At 68.9% G+C, this 18,549-nt stretch carries 16 protein-coding genes; 12 read left to right on the top strand and 4 right to left on the bottom strand.

From position 1 onward, the window contains the following. Nucleotides 1-226: 226 nt before the first annotated feature. Complete coding sequence (locus tag WFH23_RS04445; RefSeq protein ID WP_200332467.1) at nt 227-2,386, top strand: DEAD/DEAH box helicase; 2,160 nt, start codon at nt 227-229, stop codon at nt 2,384-2,386. Nucleotides 2,387-2,558: 172 nt separating this feature from the next. Beyond that, nucleotides 2,559-3,596, top strand: a complete 1,038-nt coding sequence (locus WFH23_RS04440) for an ATP-dependent 6-phosphofructokinase (RefSeq protein ID WP_090151693.1) — start codon at nt 2,559-2,561, stop codon at nt 3,594-3,596. 38 nt (nt 3,597-3,634) lie between these two features. Here WFH23_RS04440 and WFH23_RS04435 read toward each other — a convergent pair whose 3' ends face one another. Then, a complete protein-coding gene (locus WFH23_RS04435; RefSeq protein WP_090151690.1) occupies nt 3,635-3,910 on the bottom strand; it encodes a mycoredoxin in 276 nt (91 codons plus the stop codon). 264 nt (nt 3,911-4,174) lie between these two features. Here WFH23_RS04435 and WFH23_RS04430 point away from each other — a divergent pair, with 264 nt between their 5' ends. The 5 genes from WFH23_RS04430 to ilvA are packed head-to-tail and all read left to right on the top strand — an operon-like array spanning nt 4,175 to nt 9,780. Continuing rightward, the gene (locus WFH23_RS04430; RefSeq protein WP_336661707.1) at nt 4,175-5,548 is read left to right on the top strand and encodes an inorganic phosphate transporter; all 1,374 of its coding nucleotides are present in this window, start codon (nt 4,175-4,177) and stop codon (nt 5,546-5,548) included. Continuing rightward, nucleotides 5,545-5,841, top strand: coding sequence for a hypothetical protein (locus WFH23_RS04425; protein WP_090151685.1), 297 nt, complete (start codon nt 5,545-5,547; stop codon nt 5,839-5,841). The genes WFH23_RS04430 and WFH23_RS04425 overlap by 4 nt, the downstream gene beginning before the upstream one ends. Before the next feature lie 23 nt (nt 5,842-5,864). Further along, a complete protein-coding gene (locus WFH23_RS04420; protein WP_336661706.1) occupies nt 5,865-7,280 on the top strand; it encodes an aldehyde dehydrogenase family protein in 1,416 nt (471 codons plus the stop codon). Nucleotides 7,281-7,315: 35 nt separating this feature from the next. Beyond that, the gene (locus tag WFH23_RS04415) at nt 7,316-8,512 is read left to right on the top strand and encodes an AI-2E family transporter (RefSeq protein WP_090151678.1); all 1,197 of its coding nucleotides are present in this window, start codon (nt 7,316-7,318) and stop codon (nt 8,510-8,512) included. Then, nucleotides 8,509-9,780 carry a threonine ammonia-lyase gene (ilvA, locus tag WFH23_RS04410; protein ID WP_336661705.1) on the top strand — a complete coding sequence of 424 codons (1,272 nt, stop codon included), beginning with the start codon at nt 8,509-8,511 and terminating at the stop codon, nt 9,778-9,780. Before WFH23_RS04415 ends, ilvA begins: the two co-directional genes overlap by 4 nt. Nucleotides 9,781-9,952: 172 nt before the next feature. Here ilvA and WFH23_RS04405 read toward each other — a convergent pair whose 3' ends face one another. Continuing rightward, nucleotides 9,953-10,552, bottom strand: a complete 600-nt coding sequence (locus WFH23_RS04405; protein ID WP_336661704.1) for a TetR/AcrR family transcriptional regulator — start codon at nt 10,550-10,552, stop codon at nt 9,953-9,955. A 310-nt stretch (nt 10,553-10,862) separates the two neighbouring features. Here WFH23_RS04405 and WFH23_RS04400 point away from each other — a divergent pair, with 310 nt between their 5' ends. Both WFH23_RS04400 and WFH23_RS04395 read left to right on the top strand, forming a co-directional pair. Then, nucleotides 10,863-12,578, top strand: coding sequence for an amidohydrolase (locus WFH23_RS04400; protein ID WP_336661703.1), 1,716 nt, complete (start codon nt 10,863-10,865; stop codon nt 12,576-12,578). Between the two features lie 27 nt (nt 12,579-12,605). Further along, nucleotides 12,606-14,018 (top strand): APC family permease, encoded by a 1,413-nt coding sequence (locus WFH23_RS04395; protein WP_200332485.1) that lies wholly within the window; start codon nt 12,606-12,608, stop codon nt 14,016-14,018. A gap of 65 nt (nt 14,019-14,083) precedes the next feature. Here the strand turns inward: WFH23_RS04395 and greA are convergent, their stop codons facing one another. Together greA and WFH23_RS04385 are read right to left on the bottom strand one after the other, a co-directional pair. Next, the gene (gene greA, locus WFH23_RS04390; protein ID WP_336661702.1) at nt 14,084-14,569 is read right to left on the bottom strand and encodes a transcription elongation factor GreA; all 486 of its coding nucleotides are present in this window, start codon (nt 14,567-14,569) and stop codon (nt 14,084-14,086) included. A gap of 165 nt (nt 14,570-14,734) precedes the next feature. Continuing rightward, nucleotides 14,735-15,226 carry a DUF4307 domain-containing protein gene (locus WFH23_RS04385; protein WP_336661701.1) on the bottom strand — a complete coding sequence of 164 codons (492 nt, stop codon included), beginning with the start codon at nt 15,224-15,226 and terminating at the stop codon, nt 14,735-14,737. Between the two features lie 85 nt (nt 15,227-15,311). Between WFH23_RS04385 and mca the strand changes: the two genes are divergently transcribed. From mca to recQ, 3 genes are read left to right on the top strand one after another with little or no spacing between them, the layout of a single operon-like run. Next, on the top strand, nt 15,312-16,178 hold the full coding sequence (gene mca / locus WFH23_RS04380) for a mycothiol conjugate amidase Mca (RefSeq protein WP_090151658.1): 867 nt from the start codon (nt 15,312-15,314) through the stop codon (nt 16,176-16,178). Then, nucleotides 16,175-16,513, top strand: coding sequence for a hypothetical protein (locus WFH23_RS04375; protein ID WP_336661700.1), 339 nt, complete (start codon nt 16,175-16,177; stop codon nt 16,511-16,513). The genes mca and WFH23_RS04375 overlap by 4 nt, the downstream gene beginning before the upstream one ends. A 4-nt stretch (nt 16,514-16,517) precedes the next feature. Further along, nucleotides 16,518-18,545, top strand: a complete 2,028-nt coding sequence (gene recQ / locus WFH23_RS04370; RefSeq protein WP_336661699.1) for a DNA helicase RecQ — start codon at nt 16,518-16,520, stop codon at nt 18,543-18,545. Nucleotides 18,546-18,549 lie beyond the last annotated feature (4 nt).

The raw sequence follows: 18,549 nt of genomic DNA, 5'->3' as shown, positions 1-18,549 counted from the left end.
TGCCGCCGCGCCCACGGGCCGGCACCCCCTCGTGCAGCGGCCGATCCCCGCCTTCTTGAGAGCGCTCTCGCGATCCCCTCCGCACCGGATGCTAGAATCGGTAGCACGGTCGCGCTTTCTGCGGTTCGCGAGTCCCATGCCGCGCATGAGGTCAGGCTCCGAACCCGCGAGCGGCCCGCGACTCGGTACGCGTTCCGAGACTGCAACTCGCCGATCAGGAGATCCATTGGCATCCACCACTGCCACGCGTCAGCCCCAGACGAAGAGCGGCGCGCAGCGCGGCCAGTCGCGCTCGAACGGGCGCCGCAAGCACACGCACAACGAGGGCATCATCCCGCTGCTCGCACGCGCCGTCCGCGAGGTCGAGGCTTCGGCTCAGCGCGGCAAGGCGACGCCGGCGAACCGCACGAAGTTCCATGTGATCGCGCTGCTCATGCGCGAGGAACGCGCCCGCGTCAAAACCGATGAGCAGGTCAGCGACTCCGAGCGCGCGGAGACGCTGAAGCGGCTCGACGGCGTGGCCTCGATCCTCGCGAAGACCGCCGCCCGCGACACGAGTCTGATCACCCTCCTCGAGCCGACGGCGCCGATCACCGAGGCGACGCGCCTCCTGAAGCGCAAGATGCTGGCGCAGGCCGGCATCGAGCTCCCCGAAGAGGAGAAAGCAGCGCCCGAGCCCGCTCGTGCGATCGTGCCGCCCGAGCTCGCCGAGCGTCAGGTGGAGCCGGCCGGCATCGAGGCGCGCATGCTCGCGAACCCGTTCTTGAAGCCCGACCTCGCCCCGCCGAAGCAGCCGACCCCGGTCGTGCGACTCGCGAACTGGGAGCTGCTCGGGCCCCTCCTCAAGTCGTTCGAGCAGGGCGGCGGCGGATCGGCGTGCATGGACCTCCCCGAACCCCCGGTGCCGGATCGCCTCGCCCCGGCCGGGCGCGAGCTCATGCCGCATCAGGCGCGTTTTCTCGCCAGCGTGCGCGACGGGCACCGCAGCTTCCTGCTCGCCGACGAGCCGGGCCTCGGCAAGACGGCTCAGTCGGTGCTCGCGGCCTCGGTCGCCGATGCGTATCCGCTGCTGGTCGTCGTCCCCAACGTCGTGAAGATGAACTGGGCGCGCGAAGTGGAGCGGTGGACGCCGCAGCGCCGGGTCACGGTGATCCACGGCGACGGTCATGACATCGACGCCTTCGCCGACGTCTTCATCGTGAACTACGACATCCTCGATCGCCACCTGAGCTGGATCTCCGACTTCGGGTTCAAGGGCATGGTCGTCGACGAAGCGCACATGATCAAGAACGTGCAGTCGCAGCGCTCCCGCAACGTGCTCGCGATCTCGGAGCGCATCCGCGAACGCACGCCGGGGGTGTCCCCGCTGCTCATCGCCCTGACCGGTACCCCGCTCATCAACGACATCGACGACTTCCGGGCCATCTGGCGGTTCCTCGGCTGGATCGAGAGCGATAAGCCTGGGCCCGAGCTCATGGCGCAGCTCGAGAACAACGGCTGGACGCCGGCGGACTCGTCGTTCTACCCCGAGGCGCGCCAGAGCGTCATCGACATGGGCATCGTGCGCCGCCGCAAGATGGATGTCGCCTCCGACCTTCCCGCGAAGCGGGTCGTCGACCTGCCCGTCGAGCTCGACGACGAATTCGGCCGCGGCATCCGGGACGCCGAGGCGCAGCTCGCGAAGAAACTGCTCGATCGCTTCCGCATCGTCAAGCGCGGCAAGCTGGGCGAGAAGCTCGATGATGCGGCGATCATCCGCATGGTCGCATCGCAGGAGCTCGAAGAATCGCACTCCTCCGCGGACGGCCTCAACATCTTCACGATGGTGCGGAAGATCGGTCAGGCGAAGGCCTCGCTCGCGGCGGACTACGCCGCGCAGCTCGCGCGATCGGTCGGCAAGGTCGTGTTCTTCGCGAAGCACATCGACGTGATGGATCGCGTCGAGCGCCAGCTCGCAGAAGCCGGGCTCAAGACGGTCTCCATCCGCGGCGATCAGACCGCGGCGTTCCGCCAGGAGCAGATCGACGCGTTCAACCAGGATCCGGAGGTCGCGGTCGCCGTCTGCTCGCTGACCGCCGCCGGCGTCGGCGTGAACCTGCAGGCCTCGTCGAACGTGGTGCTCGCGGAGCTCAGCTGGACAGATGCCGAGCAGACGCAGGCCATCGACCGCGTGCACCGCATCGGGCAGGACGAGCCCGTCACGGCATGGCGCATCGTGGCGGCCCAGACGATCGACGCGAAGATCGCCGAGCTCATCGACGGCAAGGCCGGCCTCGCGGCCCGTGCGCTCGACGGTGCAGCAGCTCCGGCGGAGGACGCCGATTCGGTGCAGCTGATCGCGCTCATCAGCGTTCTCACGCAGGCTGTGGAACGCTCGCGCGCATAGCTCGCAGGCGATCCCAGCGCGGTCGGACGGAGATTCGCCCGGCCGCGCTGGACTGGCCGATTCTGTGCCGAAATTTGGCGAGAATGGCGGTGTCCGCTTCGATCCTGCCAAAGCTAGGGTGGAACGGGGCGAGCTCGCCCCAGAACTCGCGCGCCACAGAATGAGGAGTCGCATGCGCATCGGTGTCCTGTGCTCAGGGGGAGACAGCCCCGGAATGAACGCTGCCATCCGCGGAGCAGTGCTTCGCGGTGTCGAGGTCCACGGCTTCGAGATGGTCGGATTCATGGACGGGTGGCGCGGCTTCCACGAAGACGACCGCGTGCCGCTCGATCGCGCAGCAGTGCGTGGCATCTCTCCGCTCGGCGGCGTCATTCTCGGAACGAGCCGGGTGCAGCCGTTCCTGTCGGGGCGCGGCGATGAGGCAGACATCCAGGCGATCCGGGATCGCGTCGAGGAGTACGGCGTCGACGCCTTCCTGCTGATCGGCGGAAACGGCACGCAGACCGTCGCGCAACTCCTCACCGAGCACGGCATTCCCGCGATCGGCCTCCCGAAGACGATCGACAACGACCTCAGTGGCACCGACTACACCTTCGGCTTCGACACCGCGGTCTCCATCGCCTCCGAGGCGATCGACCGCCTCCGCACCACCGGTGATTCCCACCGCCGCTGCATGGTGCTCGAGGTGATGGGCCGCGACGTTGGCTGGATCGCATTGCACGCCGGCATGGCCGGTGGCGCGCAGGTCACCCTCGTCCCCGAGTTTCCCGAGTCCATCGAGCAGATCAGCGAATGGGTGCTGAGCGTGCGCGATCGCGGCAGATCCTCACTCGTCGTCGTCGCCGAGGGCTTCCGACTCGCGGGCAATGAGACGCAGACCACTCGCGACGGGCTCGACGGGTTCGGGCGCAAGCGCCTCGGAGGCGTCGCCGAGGTGCTCGCTCCGCTCATCGAACAGCGGACGGGGATCGAGACGCGGGCCACAGTACTCGGGCACGTGCAGCGGGGCGGATCCCCGACCGCCTTCGACCGCGTGCTCGCGACTCGAACGGGAATCGCGGCGGCCGACGCCGCCGAAGCGGGGCAGTGGGGCACCATGGCCGGCCTGCGGGGCGATCGCATCGCGATGGTGCCGCTCGCCGAGGCCGTCGGCCACTTGAAGACCGTGCCGGAGGCGCGCTACGAGGAGGCGCGCCTCAACTTCGGGTGACGCGCTCCGCTCCGAGTGGAGAGCGGACCGCGGACCGCTCAGACGGAGAGTCGCTCCTGCACGTCCTTGAGTGTCGGGTTCGTCGCCGTGGAGCCGTCGGGGAAGACGAGGGTCGGCACGACCGCGTTGCCGCCGTTCACGGATTTCACGAGCTCTTCCGTTCCCGGGGTGTCCTCGATGTCGACCACGGTGTACCCGATGCCCGTCTTGTCGAGCATCAGCTTGAGGCGCTTGCAATAGCCGCACCACACGGTCGAGAACATCGTGACCGTGCCGGCTTCCGGGGTGAACTCGCTCAGCGTCGCAGTACTCATGGGCACAGCGTACTCGCCGAAGCATGAGGACGCATGAGTCGCCGCACCGAGCCGGGCGGAGGTTCGCTCACGGCGTGCTCGCGCCCGTTTCCCACATCCAGGTGAACGGAACGTGAACGGGGAAGGGCCAGCTTGACCTGCCAGGGGCGAGGTGGAACCATGATTACGGCGCTTGCGGGCCAACCCGGGTTTACGGGAACGTGAACACGAGATGACTTCGCCGGTGTTCGAAAGGACCCCCCGACCCCGAACCGAAAGACGCCGGTGGAACTCACCATCATCGTGTTGCTGGTCATCGTACTGGCCCTCTTCTTCGACTTCACGAACGGTTTCCACGACACCGCGAACGCGATGGCAACGCCCATCGCGACCGGTGCGCTGAAGCCGAAGACCGCGGTGACGCTCGCCGCGATCCTCAATCTCGTGGGGGCGTTCCTCTCCACCGAGGTGGCCAAGACCATCTCGGGCGGCCTGATCAACGAGGGCGGCGACGGGGTGCTCATCACTCCGGAACTGATCTTCGCCGGGCTGATCGGTGCGATCGTCTGGAACCTCGTGACCTGGCTCTACGGCCTGCCCTCGAGCTCGTCGCACGCCCTCTTCGGCGGCCTGATCGGTGCAGCGATCGTCGGTGCCGGCGTGGCGGCGATCAACGGGGGAGTGTTCCTGTCGAAGATCCTGATCCCGATGGTCGCCGCCCCGCTCACCGCCGGCATCGTCGCGTTCACCGCGACCAAGGTGGCCTACGCGATCACCCGCCGCCACGACGGGAAGAAGGACGGACGCGGCCGGTTCCGGTACGCGCAGATCGCGTCGTCCTCGCTCATCGCGCTCGCGCACGGCACGAACGACGCCCAGAAGACGATGGGCGTCATCACGCTGACCCTCGTCGCAGCGAACCTGCAGGAGCCCGGCACCGGCCCCCACCTGTGGGTGGTCGTCGCCTGCGCGCTCGCCATCGCGGTCGGCACGTACTCGGGCGGCTGGCGCATCATCCGCACCCTCGGCGCCGGTCTGACCCAGGTGAAGCCCGCGCAAGGCTTCGCCGCCGAGACCAGCAGCGCAGCCACGATCCTCGCCTCGAGCCACCTCGGGTTCGCGCTCTCCACGACCCAGGTCGCTTCCGGATCCGTCATCGGCTCCGGCCTCGGCCGCCGCGGCTCCAGCGTGCGGTGGCGCACCGTCGGCCGCATCGCCTCCGGCTGGCTCTTCACCCTGCCGGCTTCCGGCGCCGTCGGCGCCATCGCGGCCGCGATCGCGCACACCGGAATGATCGGCGTGATCATCGATGCCGTACTCGGGCTCGCCTTCATCCTGTTCATCTTCTGGCGCTCGAGCCGCAACAAGGTGGACCACTCCAACGCGATCCCAGCGCCGGACGTCGCCGAATCGGGGTATGCCGTGCGAATCCGAAAGGGCAAGGTCAAGCCGCCGAAGACGAAGACCGGATCGGTGAAGCCGCTGAGCCCCGTCGCGCAGACGGCGATCCGCGACGACGAGGCGGCGAAGGAAGCGGCGCGCGAAGCCGCACGTCAAGCAGCTCTTGAAGCCGAGCGCGCGGGCGACGCGATGCCCGGCGGGTACGGGCCGATCCCGACCGCGCGAGCGCAGCAGCAGCAGCAGGAGGGTGACCGATGATCGACTGGATGGCATTCATCATCGTCTTCGGGGCGGCGCTCGTCTCGGCGCTCTTCGTGGTCTCGCTGTACTCGCTCGGACTGAGGTTCCTCGCGACCCCCGCGCCCGCGCCCCGGCTGGCCGACGGCTCGGTCGCGCCGAACGGCCCCTCGCGCGACGATGAGGACGACGACGTCGACGCTGCCGGTCGCCCCACCTGGGCGACCGTGCTCGCGAACATCTGCTTCGGGCTCTCCGTGCTCGTCGTGCTCGTCGGCATCTTCCTCATCATCCCGGCGCTGCACTTCTGGTAAGCCGTCCGGAGTAGTGTGACCGCATGACTGCGACCGCACTCGACCGGATTCCGATGATCGTCGCCGGGCTGCGGCACAGCTTCTCACGAGGCATCACGCGCCCCGAGGTGTGGCGTCGCGAGCAACTCATGCGCCTCCGGGCGCTGCTGCAGGATCGCGGCGCAGACTTCGAGGCGGCACTGCGTTCTGATCTCGGCAAATCGGGCACGGAAGCCCAGCTCACCGAGATCGGCTTCCTCGTCTCCGAGATCGATCACGCCCTCGCGCACCTCTCCCGCTGGATGCGGCCGAGACGCGTGCGCGTCCCCCTCGCCGTGCAGCCCGCCTCCGCGCGCATCGTGCCGGAGCCGCTCGGAGTCGTGCTCGTGATCGCCCCCTGGAACTACCCGCTGATGCTCGCCCTGTCGCCCGTCGTCGGCGCACTGGCCGCGGGCAACTCGGTCGTCATCAAACCGAGCGAGCTCGCTCCCGCGACCTCGGCGCTGATCGCGCGCCTCGTGCCCGACGTGCTGGACCGACGCGCCGTCGCCGTCATCGAGGGGGCGGTGCCCGAGACGACGGCATTGCTCGCCGAGCGATTCGATCACATCTTCTACACGGGCAACGCCCGCGTCGGCCGCATCGTGGCGCGCGCCGCGGCCGAGCACCTCACGCCGGTGACGCTCGAGCTCGGCGGCAAATCCCCGGCGTACGTCGACGGGACGGTGCCGCTGCACCTCGCGGCGCGTCGGATCGCCTGGGGAAAGTTCATGAATGCCGGTCAGACGTGCGTCGCACCCGACTACGTGCTCGGACGCCCGGAGGTGCTCCGAGCACTCGCCCCACTGCTCGCGGAAGCCGTGCACGATCTCTACGGGAGCGCTCCCGAGAAGAACCCGGACTACGGACGCATCGTCAACGCCGCCCAGTTCGACCGACTCGTCGCCTTCCTCGATGACGGCGAGATCGTACTCGGCGGAGCGTATGATGCCGCACGGAGATTCATCGCCCCGACGGTTCTCGTCGGCGTCGAGCGAACGGCGGCGGTGATGCGGGACGAGATCTTCGGGCCGATCCTGCCCCTCGTCGAGGTCTCCGGGCTCGACGACGCGCTGGCATTCGTCGCCGGCCGCGAGAAACCACTCGCGGCCTACGTGTTCAGCGAGCACACCGCAGTGCGGCGGCGGTGGGAGCGCGAGACGAGCTCGGGCGCGCTCGGCTTCGACGCGCCGGCGCTGCACCTGGTCGTTCCCGAGCTGCCCTTCGGCGGGGTCGGTGAGAGCGGCATGGGCGCGTATCACGGCGAACGGTCGTTCCGCGCCTTCAGCCACGAGAAAGCCGTGCTCGCAAAACCGCTTACCCCGGACACGCTCTCCTCGACGATCATGCCGCCGTTCACGTCGCGGAAGGATGCGCTGGTGCGCCGGTGGCTCGGCAAGCTGCGCGAACCCGGCATATGACCAGCTTCGAACCGCCCCGTCGCTAGGATTGCCCTGTGGAAGACCCCCAGAACAGCCGAGACCTCGATACTCGAGGCGACGCGGCGCACGAGCTTCCCCTCGGAGTGAGGGTGGCGGCGGCATGGTCATGGCGCCTGGTACTGATCGGCATCGCCCTCGCGGGCTTCCTCTGGCTCGTCGTGCAGGTGCGGATCATCGTCATCCCGCTGCTGGTCGCGATCCTGCTCACCGCGCTCCTCGCCCCCATCGTGCACTGGTTCGAGCGGCAGAAGCTGCCGCGCTCCCTCGGCGTCGTGTTCGCCCTCGCGCTCTTCATCGCGCTCGTCTGGGTGCTGCTCACGCTGATCATCACCCAGCTGCGCGACGGGCTCGGCGACGTCACGAGCCGCTCCGAGGAGGTGTGGTGGGAGATGCTCCGCTGGGCGGAGGCCACGTTCGGCATCTCGGCCAACGAGATCGGGGCGTTCACCGACCAGATCTGGAAGACCGTCCAAGAGCATCAGTCGGAGCTCTGGAACGGCGCGCTCGGCGTCGCCACGTCGGCCGGCCAGTTCGTCGCCGGCCTCCTGCTCACGCTCTTCTCCCTCATCTTCATGCTGATCGACGGCCGTCGCATCTGGAACTGGGTCCTCGGGTTCCTTCCCGCCCGCGCGCACGCGCCGGTCGACGCGGCCGGGCGCGCCGGGTGGGTGTCGGTCGGACAGTACGTCCGGGTGCAGATCTTCGTCGCCTTCGTCGACGCGGTCGGCATCGGCGTTGGCGCTGCGGTGCTGGGAGTGCCTCTCGCCATCCCCATCGCGATCCTCGTCTTCCTCGGATCATTCATCCCGTTCCTCGGCGCGATCAGCACCGGCCTGCTCGCCGCCTTCGTCGCCCTCGTCTACAACGGGCCGGTCAACGCGCTGCTCATGCTCGGCGTCGTGATCCTCGTCAATCAGATCGAGGGCCACGTGCTCCAGCCGCTGGTGATGGGAAGCGCGGTGCGCGTGCACCCGCTCGGCGTCGTGCTCGCCGTCTCGACGGGCGCTCTGCTCGCCGGCATCCCGGGCGCCCTGTTCGCCGTTCCTCTCGCCGCGGCAGCGAACTCGATCGTCAATGTTCTCGTCAAGCGGCAGTGGGAGACGGGCGTCGACCCCGTGGCCGACTACCACCGCAGATATCAGTTGCAGCATCGCGCCAAGCATCGTGCGCGAGCCGTCGCCAAGATGCGACGCAAGGAAGGACGTTCATGACCGAGCAGACCCCAGCACCGGTGCTTCCCGTGCAGGCCCCCGCGCCCACGCTCGCCGATTTCGAGCGCGCGCTCGAGGTCGTGCACCAGGTGACGCAGCGCACCCCGCTCGAGAGCTCGCGGTATCTCGCCGAGATTCTCGACGTCCCGACGGTGTACATGAAGTGCGAGAACCTGCAGCGCACCGGGGCGTACAAGCTGCGCGGCGCGTACTACCGACTCACGCAGCTCACGCCGGAGGAGCGCGCTCGCGGCGTCGTCGCCGCGTCGGCCGGGAACCATGCCCAGGGCGTCGCGTTCGCGGCGCGCGAGCTCGGCATCAAGGCGACGATTTTCACGCCGCTCGGCGTCGCGCTGCCGAAGCTGCAGGCGACCCGAGGCTACGGGGCCGAGGTGGTGCTCGAAGGCGCGACCTTCCACGAGACCAACGCGGCAGCGCAGCGGTTCGTGGCCGAGACGGGCGCCGTGTTCATCCCGCCCTTCGACCACGAGGCTGTGATCCACGGCCAGGGGACCGTGGCCCTGGAGATCCTCGACTCAGCGCCTGAGATCGAGACCATCGTCGTGCCGATCGGCGGCGGCGGCCTCGTCTCCGGCGTCGCCGCGGCGGCGAAACTGCGGGCCGAGCGCGACGGAACCCCCATGCGCATCATCGGCGTGCAGTCGGAGAACGCGTCGCCCTTCGTGGCGTCGCTCGATGCCGGAGAGCCGGTCACGATCATCACGAAGCCGACGATCGCCGATGGCATCGCCGTCGCGCGCCCGGGCGACCGCACGTTCGAGTACGTGCGCGACTACGTCGACGAAGTCGTCACGGTGAGCGACGACGACATCGCTCGAGCCATCGTCGTGCTGCTCGAACGCGCCAAGATGGTCGTCGAGCCCGCCGGAGCCGCCGGCGTGGCCGCGATGCTCGCCGGGAAGGCGCGGGTCAGCGGACCCACCGCGGTGATCCTCTCGGGCGGCAACATCGACCCGCTGCTGCTGCAGCGCGTCATCGGCCACGGTCTGGCTGCGTCGGCTCGCTACCTCAAGCTGCGCATCCTGCTCCCCGACGTGCCCGGCCAGCTGGTGCGCACGGCGTCGATCGTCGCCGAGCACAACGCGAATGTCGTCGAGGTGATCCACACCCGTCACGCGACCGAGCTGCCGATCAGCGAGGTGGAGCTCGAACTCCACATCGAGACGCGCGGTCACGACCACGGGGAGATCGTCGCCCAGGCCCTGCGCGACGCCGGGTACATCGTGCGGGTGGGCGAGCGCTACTGAAGCGACACGCGTTGCGTGGCGCCGGAGCGCTCGGTGCCGCCCACGGCGGCAGCCCACGGAGCGAAGCGCGGGGTGGAGCGCTACTGAAGCGACACGCGTTGCGTGGCGCCGGAGCGCTCGGTGCCGCCCACGGCGGCAGCCGACGGAGTGAAGCGCGGGGTGGAGCGCGGCATCAAGCCGGGAGTGGGGCGCCGGCCTGCTGCGCATACAGCGCGATCGCGCGTCGTGCGTCGGCGACCGTGATGCTGCCGCCCCCGGTGATGTGCAATCCGTAGGCGTCTTCGAGCGCTACGAGGTTCATTGCGATGTCGTCGAGCGGGCCGGTGAGCGAGAAGGCGCCCGCTTCCACGCCCTCTGCCAGTATCTCCCGGTAGAGCGCGAGCTGCTCCCCGTAGAGCCGCTGCACGAGCTCGTCGTGCAGCGGTGATTTGCCGCCCAGCACGTCGAATTCGTAGAGCAGGCTCATCAGGGCGTCGTCGGGGCCGGTCGGCAAGCCGGCCGTGATGGCGACCGCGAGCTTGGCGGGGGCGCCGACCTCCCGCGCGACGAGGGCGGCGCGCTCGGCTCCCACGCGCTCCATGCCGGCGGCGTGCGCCTCGACGAGGATCGCGTCGAGGTCGTCGTAGTAGTACAGCAGTGCGCCGCGGGTCACGCCGGCCTGGTTCGCGACGTCCGTGAGCGACAGGCTGCGGAGCCCGTGCTGCGCGGCGGCCGCGAGCGCTGCGTCGACGACCTCTTTGCGGCGCTGCTGCTGGGTGCTCGGTCGGGCCATGCCTGCCAGTATGCCAGCCGAGGCGCGGGCGGGCGGGCGGGCGGGCGGGCGGGCCGCGGCCCGTCCGTTCCTCGTGCCTCGCCCGAGGCGGGTCAGTTGCGGAGCGTGTTGCGGGGGATCGGGGGAGCGACACCCTCCGAAAGTGACCCGGCTGAGTGCCAGCCGGCTGGGTGTCGCGCCGGCTGGTGGCTGGACCTGGGTGTCGGATCCGTCCGGCACAGCAGCATTATTTGACAAACGAGTAAATTAATTTACTCTTGAGTAAAAGAACTCGGCGGATCGCCGTCGAGCCGAGCGCCGAGGAGCTGACATGGCCGTCGACACCCTGTTTACCGGTGGGAGCATCCGCACCTTCGATCCCGCGCAGCCCTGGGCCGAAGCGGTCGGCGTGACCGGTGATCGCATCTCGTACGTCGGTTCCGCGGCGGACGCTCCCGCCGCTCGCCGCGTCGTGCAGCTCGACGGGCGCCTGCTCACGCCGGGCGTCGCCGATACGCACAACCATCTGCTGCTGGGCTTCGACGACCTCGCGGTCAGCCTCGATCAGGTGCAGAGCCTCGACGTCGTGCGTGCGCGCATCGCCGAGTTCGCCGAAACGCACCCAGAGCTCGACTGGATCTGCGCGGAGAACGCCCTGTACTCCGTGGTCGAGGGCCGCCGCCCCCGGGCCGACGACCTCACCGGCGTCACCGACCGCCCGGTCTTCATCACGACCTACGATCAGCACTCCGTGTGGCTGAACCGGCCCGCGCTCGCGAAGCTCGGCATTCTGAACGGCGGCGACATCGCGTGGGGCAACCCCGAGATCGACGCCGCGACGGGCGAGCCCACCGGGTGGGTCACCGACTTCTACACGAGCGCGATGACCATCGACGGTCTGGCCGAGCTGCAGCGCGACATTCCGATGTACTCGCCCGACCGGCGCTACCGCAAGATCACGAATAGCCTGGAGATGGCTGCGCGGTCCGGCATCACCTCGGTGGTCGAGCCGCAGGTGCCCCTCGCAGAACTCGACCTCTTCGCCCGCGCCGAACGCGAGGGCAAGCTCACGAGCCGTACCACGGCCGCCATCTACCACCCGGTCGGCGCCGACGGCGACTTCCGCGCGCGCATCACCGAGGCCATCCGCGAGACGCCGCAGCACGAGCGCTTCACGCTCGGCCCCGTGAAGCTGTACGCCGACGACGTCATCGAACCGCACACCGCCGCGATGCTCGAGGACTACGCCAACCGTCCGGGCCACCGAGGGCATCCGAGCCTCGAACCGACGGAGTTCACGAAGCTCTTCGTCGAACTCGATCGGCTCGGCTACCAGGTGCACACCCATGCCACCGGCGACTGGGGGATCCGGCTGACGCTCGATTCGATCGAGGCCGCCCAGCGCGCGAACGGACGGCTCGACACCCGCCACGGCATCGTGCACGTCGAGTGCCTCGCGCCCCAGGATCTCCCGCGATTCGCCGACCTCGGCGTCGTCGCCGCCATGCAGCCGCGGCACGCGTCACCCGACCTGGTGGCCGGCACCTGGATGGAGAACGTGGGCGAATCGCGTTGGGATCGCGCGTGGCGCTTCAAGTCCATGCTCGATTCCGGCGCGCGCGTGACGTTCTCCAGCGACTGGCAGGTGGGCGAGATGGATCCCTTGATCGGCCTGTACAGCGCTATGACCCGCGCCCGCCTCGACGGAGGCGATGCCTGGACCCTCGGGGAGCGGCTCGATCTCGACCGCGCGCTGCGCGCGTACACCCTGGGCGGCGCGGAGGCCTTCCACCGCGAGCACGAGGTCGGCGCACTGCGCGTCGGAGCGCTCGCCGATGTCGTCGTCTGGTCGGGCGATCTCTACGCGATGGAACCCGCCGAACTGCTCGAGCAGCGGGCCGACCTGACCGTGGTCAGCGGTGCTGCGATCCACGATGCCCGCGGCGAACTCGGCGGTGCTGCTGCGGCCGCACTGGCGACCGATCCGGCCGGCGCCGGGCAGGTCTGCTCCGAGCCCGCGGCGAGCGCTCATACGCACACTCACTGATTCAGCACACCGAATAGAGGACCCCAGATGTCAACGATGCCATCCCACTCAGCAGTCGCCGTCGGCGACGAACGTCTCGCCCACGAGGTCGCAGGCGAAAGCGGCTCCCTCAAGCGCACCCTGAAGCTGCGCCACCTGGTCTTCATCGGCCTGGCCTACATGGCGCCGCTCGCAGTCTTCGACATGTTCGGAATCGTGGCCGATGTCACGAGCGGCCACGTCCCGCTCGCCTACCTGGTCGTGATGATCGCGGTGCTCTTCACCGCCTTCAGCTACTCGCGCATGGTCCGGTTCTTCCCGATCGCAGGATCCGCCTACACCTACGCCAAGGAGGCCATCAACGCGCACCTGGGCTTTCTCGTGGGATGGGTCGCGACGCTCGACTACCTGTTGCTGCCGATGATCAACGCCATCCTCTCCGCGATCTACATGACCGCGGTGATTCCGGGGGTGCCCTTCTGGGTGTGGGTGCTGCTCACCGTCGCGATCTGCACGGTGCTCAACCTCGTCGGAGTGAAGCTCGCGGCGAGCATGAACGTGATCCTCGTCAGCATTCAGCTCGTCGTCGCCGTCGTCTTCGTCGTGCTCACGATCATCAATATCGTGAACGGAGCGAACGGGGCGGAGTTCACCGCGCGCCCGTTCATCTCGAGCGACGTGCAGGGCGCCGCGATCGCCGCGGGAGCCGCGATCCTCGCCCTGTCGTTCCTCGGCTTCGATGCGGTCTCGACCCTCGCGGAGGAGGCGGAGAAGCCCGAGCGCGACATTCCCCGCGCCATCTTCATCATCATCGCGGTCGCCGGTGCGTTCTTCATCACGGTCACCTACGTGATGCAGACGCTGTTCCCCGACGTGACGCAGCTCGCCGATATCGTGGGCGCGTCGCCCGAGATCGCGAAGTACATCGGCGGGGCCGCATTCCAGGCGATCTTCGTCGGCGGGTACATGATGGCCGTGCTCGGGTGCGGGATCACGCAGCAGATGAGTGCTGCCCGCCTGCTCTACGCGATGGGCCGCGACGGTGCGCTGCCGCGCCGGCTCTTCGGCACCGTGAACCCGCGCACCGGCGTCCCCGTCGTCAACGTGCTGATCGTCGCGCTGGTCGCGCTCACGGCGCTGTTCGTCGACCTCGATCAGGCTGCGTCGATGATCAACTTCGGCGCCTTCATCGCGTTCACGTTCGTGAACCTCTCCGTGATCTTCGTGTTCTTCCGCTTCCTGAAGCGGCGCACGGCGGGAGCCTGGGTCACGTTCGTCGCCGTTCCCGCCGTCGGCGTCGCGATCAACGTGTGGCTGTGGCTGAGCCTCGACTCGATCTCCATGATCATCGGCGGCATCTGGTTGGCGCTCGGCATCGTCTACCTGCTGGTGAAGACGCGGGGCCTGCGGGCGCCGGCGCCCGATCTCACGGGGCCGATCAACATCTCGATGTACGAGTGAGGGCGAGGCCGCTGATGCGGCCCCGCCCCGGAAAGTCTGCTGCTGATCTTCAGCGCTGCGCCGGATCAGCCCGCGTAGGTGTTGACTGCGACGATCTTCACGGCGATCTCTTTGCCGGAGGGGGCCGAGTAGCTGACCTCTTCGCCGACCTTGCGGCCGAGAATCGCAGCGCCGAGGGGGCTCTCGGCGCTGTACACGTCGAGGTCGGAGCCATTGGCGAGCTCGCGATTGCCGAGCAGGAAGCGCTCTTCATCTCCGAAGATCGTCGCGGTCACGACCGTGCCGACCTCGACGACGCCGCTCGCCTCAGGAGCCTCACCGACGACGACGTGCTTGAGCAACTCCTCGAGGTCGCGAATCCGGGCCTCCATCTTGCCCTGCTCGTCCTTCGCCGCGTGATAGCCGCCGTTCTCCTTGAGGTCGCCCTCCTCGCGCGCCGCCTCGATGCGCGCGGCGATCTCCTTGCGGCCGGCCACGGAGAGCTGCTCCAGCTCACCCTTGAGCCGGTCGTAAGCTTCCTGGGTCAGCCAGGTCTGGGTGGGCTCGGCCATGACGATCCTCGTTTCAGAATTAATGCGCAAACGCGCCCGAGATACAAGAGAGCGCCCTGAACCATGCAGGGCGCGAACCCCCAGGCTACCAGGGCGCGGTCCGGGTGTCAGATCGGCGCCCAGGGGTTGACTGGGACAGCGATGCACCGCGTTGAGTGCGTGGACTCAGCTCGCCGCCGGCTCCTCGATCACCCAGCAGTCGCGCACTGAAGCGGCCGTCGCGGGGTTCGTGACGACGACCCTCGCCGTCACGGTGTGCGACTGCTGGTCCGTCACCGGCAGCTCCACGATCTTCCAGCCGACGGTCGCCTTCGAGGTGTTCAGCGCCTCGACGGCGCAGGCCACCGGCGTGTTCGGTTCAGTCGTCACCTGAAACTTCATATCGAGGCTGGTGTCGCCGTTCTTCGTGTACCCGATGTCTTGGAACGCCACGCGGTTCGGCTGCTGCCAACCGCTGAACACGAGGAAGGCGATGCCGGCGGCGACGAGGAGGGCCGCGGCCGTCCAGGCGAAGCGGCGGTCGAAGCTGGCCCTGCGTCCGGTGCCGTAGCGATCCTCGAGTGACTGCCGCGCGTCGGTCGGTCGGGCGAGCGCAGCGGCCGGCGTGGCGACGGGGGCGCCCGAGGTGCCTCCGGAGGAGATATCGGCCTGCGGCACGGCAAGCTCCGATCTGCGCTGGGTAAACTGAATCTTCGTTGCCAGAGTACCGGGAAGCTCCCGGGAAGCATGTGAGAGGACCCTCATGACGCTCAGGTTGATCGCGGTGCACGCGCACCCCGACGACGAGTCCAGCAAGGGCGCCGCAACCTACGCGCATTACGTGGACGCCGGTGCCGAAGTGCTGATCGTGAGCTGCACCGGGGGAGAGCGGGGCGACCTGCTCAACGAACTCGTCTCGCGCGACCCGAAGAGCCGGCGAGACCTGCCCGGCCTGCGCCGTGATGAGATGGCGCGAGCGCGCGAGATCATCGGGTTCGAGCACCGGTGGCTGGGGTATCAGGACTCCGGTCTTCCCGATGAGGGGGAGATCGTGCCGGAGACCTCGTTCGCCGGGATCCCGGCCGATGTCTCGGCGGAAGCGCTCGTGCGCATCGTGCGCGAGTTCCGCCCCCACGTCATGATCACGTACAACGAGCAGGGGGGCTACCCGCACCCCGACCACATCCGCTGCCACGACATCAGCCGCATCGCCTGGGAGCTCTCCGGAGACCCCGACGCGTACCCGGAGGCGGGCGAACCGTGGGAGATGTCGAAGCTCTACTACGAAGAGATCTTCAACGCGAAGCGCGTCGAGACGATCTACCAGTGGCTCACCGACAACGACCCGTCGTCGCCCATGATCGAGCAGTTCACCGAGATCCGCGAGTGGATGACGCGTCGCCCCTACGTCGGCACTGCGAGCGTCGACGTCGGGCGTTTCTTCGAGCGTCGCGACGAGGCCCTGCGCGCCCACGCGAGCCAGGTGCCGCCCGACAGCACCTTCTTCTTCTGGCCCAACGAACTGCAGCGCCAGGCCTGGCCGTTCGAGGACTACCGCCTCGCCGCCTCCCGCGTCGCCACGAGCGAGTTCGAAGCCGACCTGTTCCAGGGAATCGAGGAGGGCGCATGAGCCTGTTGAACACCGCCGTGCGCATTGCCGAGGAGACTGAGTTCGATCCCGACACGGTGAGTCCTGGTGTGGCCGGCTTCATCGCGTTCGCGGCGCTCGGCATCGGCATCATCGCGCTCGGCTTCAACATGGTGCGGCGTCTGCGTCGCAACAGCTACCGGGCCGAGGTGCGGGAGCAGATCGAGCAGGAGCTCGCCGAGCAGAACGGGACGGTCGGCAGCGCGGGCACGGACCCGCAGGGGCCGTCCCGGCCGGTGGTCGACCCAGACGCAGACCCGAGCTCCGAACCCGGTGGCGGCCCGCGTGCCGAGCCGGGCGCCGAGCCGCGAGGCTGAACGCGTGACGGGCGGTTGGGCGTCGGTACCGGACGAGCAGAGCGCCGACTTCGACTTCGGCGACGACGAGCGCTGGCCCGGCGAAGCGTGGGGTGCACCGGCACCCGACGATCTGCGTGCGCCCGCCCCCGGAAGCAGTCGTGTCGGCGCGACCGCTCAATCCGGTGACCAAGCGGCGGGCCCGCAGGTCGGGCGAGACCCGCGCGAGGTCCTCGCCGAGGTGTTCGGGTACGACGCGTTCCGCGGCGAGCAGGAAGACATCATCCGGCAGATCATCGGCGGCGGTGACGCGGTGGTGCTCATGCCCACCGGCGGCGGCAAGTCGATCTGCTACCAGATTCCGTCGCTCGTGCGCGAGGGCACCGGCATCGTGCTGTCGCCGCTCGTCGCGCTGATGCACGATCAGGTCGCTGCACTGCAGCTCGTCGGTGTGCGCGCGGCCGCGCTGAACGCGGCGATGTCGATCGAGGATCGCCGCGCCGTCGAGCAGGCGTATCGCGACGGGCAGCTCGACGTGCTCTACCTCGCACCCGAGCGACTGTCGGCACCCGGAACGGTCGAGCTGCTGGCGCAGGGTCGCATCGCGCTCTTCGCGATCGACGAGGCCCATTGCGTCTCCCAGTGGGGGCACGACTTCAGGCCCGACTACCTGCGGCTCGGAGCGCTCGCCGAGCGCTGGCCGGATGTGCCGCGCATCGCGCTGACCGCCACGGCGACGCCCGAGACGCACCGTGAGATCACCGAACGCCTCCACCTGCAGCGTGCGCGGCACTTCGTGTCGAGCTTCGATCGGCCCAACATCCGCTACCGCATCGAATCGAAGCAGAACGCGCGCGCCCAGCTCATCAACTTCGTGCGCGGGGAGCATGCCGGGGAAGCTGGCATCGTGTACGCCCTCAGCCGCAAGCGCGTCGAGCAGACCGCGGCTGCGCTGCGCGACGCGGGAGTCGACGCCGTCGCGTACCACGCGGGGCTCCCGGCGCACGTGAGACTCGATGCGCAGACGCGCTTTCTCCGGGAGGACGGGGTCGTGGTCGTGGCGACGATCGCGTTCGGCATGGGCATCGACAAGCCCGATGTGCGCTTCGTCGCGCACATCGATCTGCCGAAATCCGTGGAGGGCTACTACCAGGAGACGGGCCGCGCCGGTCGCGACGGTCTCCCGTCAGACACCTGGCTCGCGTACGGGCTCCAGGACGTGGTGCAGCAGCGGCAGATGATCGAGTCCGGCGACGGCGATCAGGCGACGCGGGCGAGCCAGACCAGGCACCTCAACGCGATGCTCGCGCTCTGCGAAGGCGTGCAGTGCCGCCGCGTCTTCCTGCTGCGGTACTTCGGCGAGGACCGCGCGGAACCGTGCGGCAACTGCGACGTCTGCCTGACGCCGCCGAAGCTCTGGGATGCGACGATCCCGTCGCAGATGCTGCTGTCGACCGTCATTCGCACGCAGAAGGAGCGCAATCGCACGTACGCCGCCGGTCAGCACATCGATGTCTTGCGCGGTGTCACATCGGAGCGCGCAACGCAGATGCGGCTCGACGAGCTCTCGACCTGGGGCATCGGCACCGAGTGGTCGGTGGCGCAGTGGCGCGGTGTCGTGCGCCACCTGCTCGCAGCCGGCTTGCTCGAAGCGCAGGGCGAGTGGGGTGTGCTCGCTCCGACCGAAGCGGCGAAGCCGGTGCTGCGCGGCGAAGAAGCGGTGATGATGCGCGAGGAGGTCGTCACCCGCGCCTCCTCCGGCGGCCGTGGGCGCGCCTCCCGGAGTGGCGGCGGCGAGAAGCGCTCGGCAGCCGCGGCCGACCTGACGCCGGATCAGGCCGAGATCTTCGAACGCCTCCGCGCCTGGCGGGCCGGCGAAGCGCGCACCCAGGGCGTGCCGGGATACGTCGTATTCGGCGACGCCACCCTCGCCGCCCTGGCCGTGCACGAGCCGAAGACCGACGAAGAACTGCTCGCGATCTCCGGCATCGGGCAGGTCAAGCTCGAGCGGTACGGGGCCGCCGTGCTTGAGACGCTCGCGGCTGGGGGATAGCGGG

It is taken from the genome of Leucobacter sp. USHLN154 (assembly GCF_037145595.1).
In the GTDB taxonomy this organism is placed as follows: domain Bacteria; phylum Actinomycetota; class Actinomycetes; order Actinomycetales; family Microbacteriaceae; genus Leucobacter; species Leucobacter alluvii.
Note: the sequence above shows the minus strand (reverse complement) of the source record. Positions and strands in the feature narration are given on the sequence as shown.

Excerpts from the sequence above, each read along its gene's own strand:
- WFH23_RS04440 (WP_090151693.1), top strand. The coding sequence starts at position 2,559 with ATGCGCATCGGTGTCCTGTGCTCAGGGGGAGACAGCCCCGGAATGAAC.
- WFH23_RS04435 (WP_090151690.1), bottom strand. The coding sequence starts at position 3,910 with ATGAGTACTGCGACGCTGAGCGAGTTCACCCCGGAAGCCGGCACGGTC.
- WFH23_RS04425 (WP_090151685.1), top strand. The coding sequence starts at position 5,545 with ATGATCGACTGGATGGCATTCATCATCGTCTTCGGGGCGGCGCTCGTC.
- WFH23_RS04420 (WP_336661706.1), top strand. The coding sequence starts at position 5,865 with ATGACTGCGACCGCACTCGACCGGATTCCGATGATCGTCGCCGGGCTG.
- ilvA (WP_336661705.1), top strand. The coding sequence starts at position 8,509 with ATGACCGAGCAGACCCCAGCACCGGTGCTTCCCGTGCAGGCCCCCGCG.
- WFH23_RS04405 (WP_336661704.1), bottom strand. The coding sequence starts at position 10,552 with ATGGCCCGACCGAGCACCCAGCAGCAGCGCCGCAAAGAGGTCGTCGAC.
- WFH23_RS04400 (WP_336661703.1), top strand. The coding sequence starts at position 10,863 with ATGGCCGTCGACACCCTGTTTACCGGTGGGAGCATCCGCACCTTCGAT.
- WFH23_RS04395 (WP_200332485.1), top strand. The coding sequence starts at position 12,606 with ATGTCAACGATGCCATCCCACTCAGCAGTCGCCGTCGGCGACGAACGT.
- greA (WP_336661702.1), bottom strand. The coding sequence starts at position 14,569 with ATGGCCGAGCCCACCCAGACCTGGCTGACCCAGGAAGCTTACGACCGG.
- mca (WP_090151658.1), top strand. The coding sequence starts at position 15,312 with ATGACGCTCAGGTTGATCGCGGTGCACGCGCACCCCGACGACGAGTCC.
- WFH23_RS04375 (WP_336661700.1), top strand. The coding sequence starts at position 16,175 with ATGAGCCTGTTGAACACCGCCGTGCGCATTGCCGAGGAGACTGAGTTC.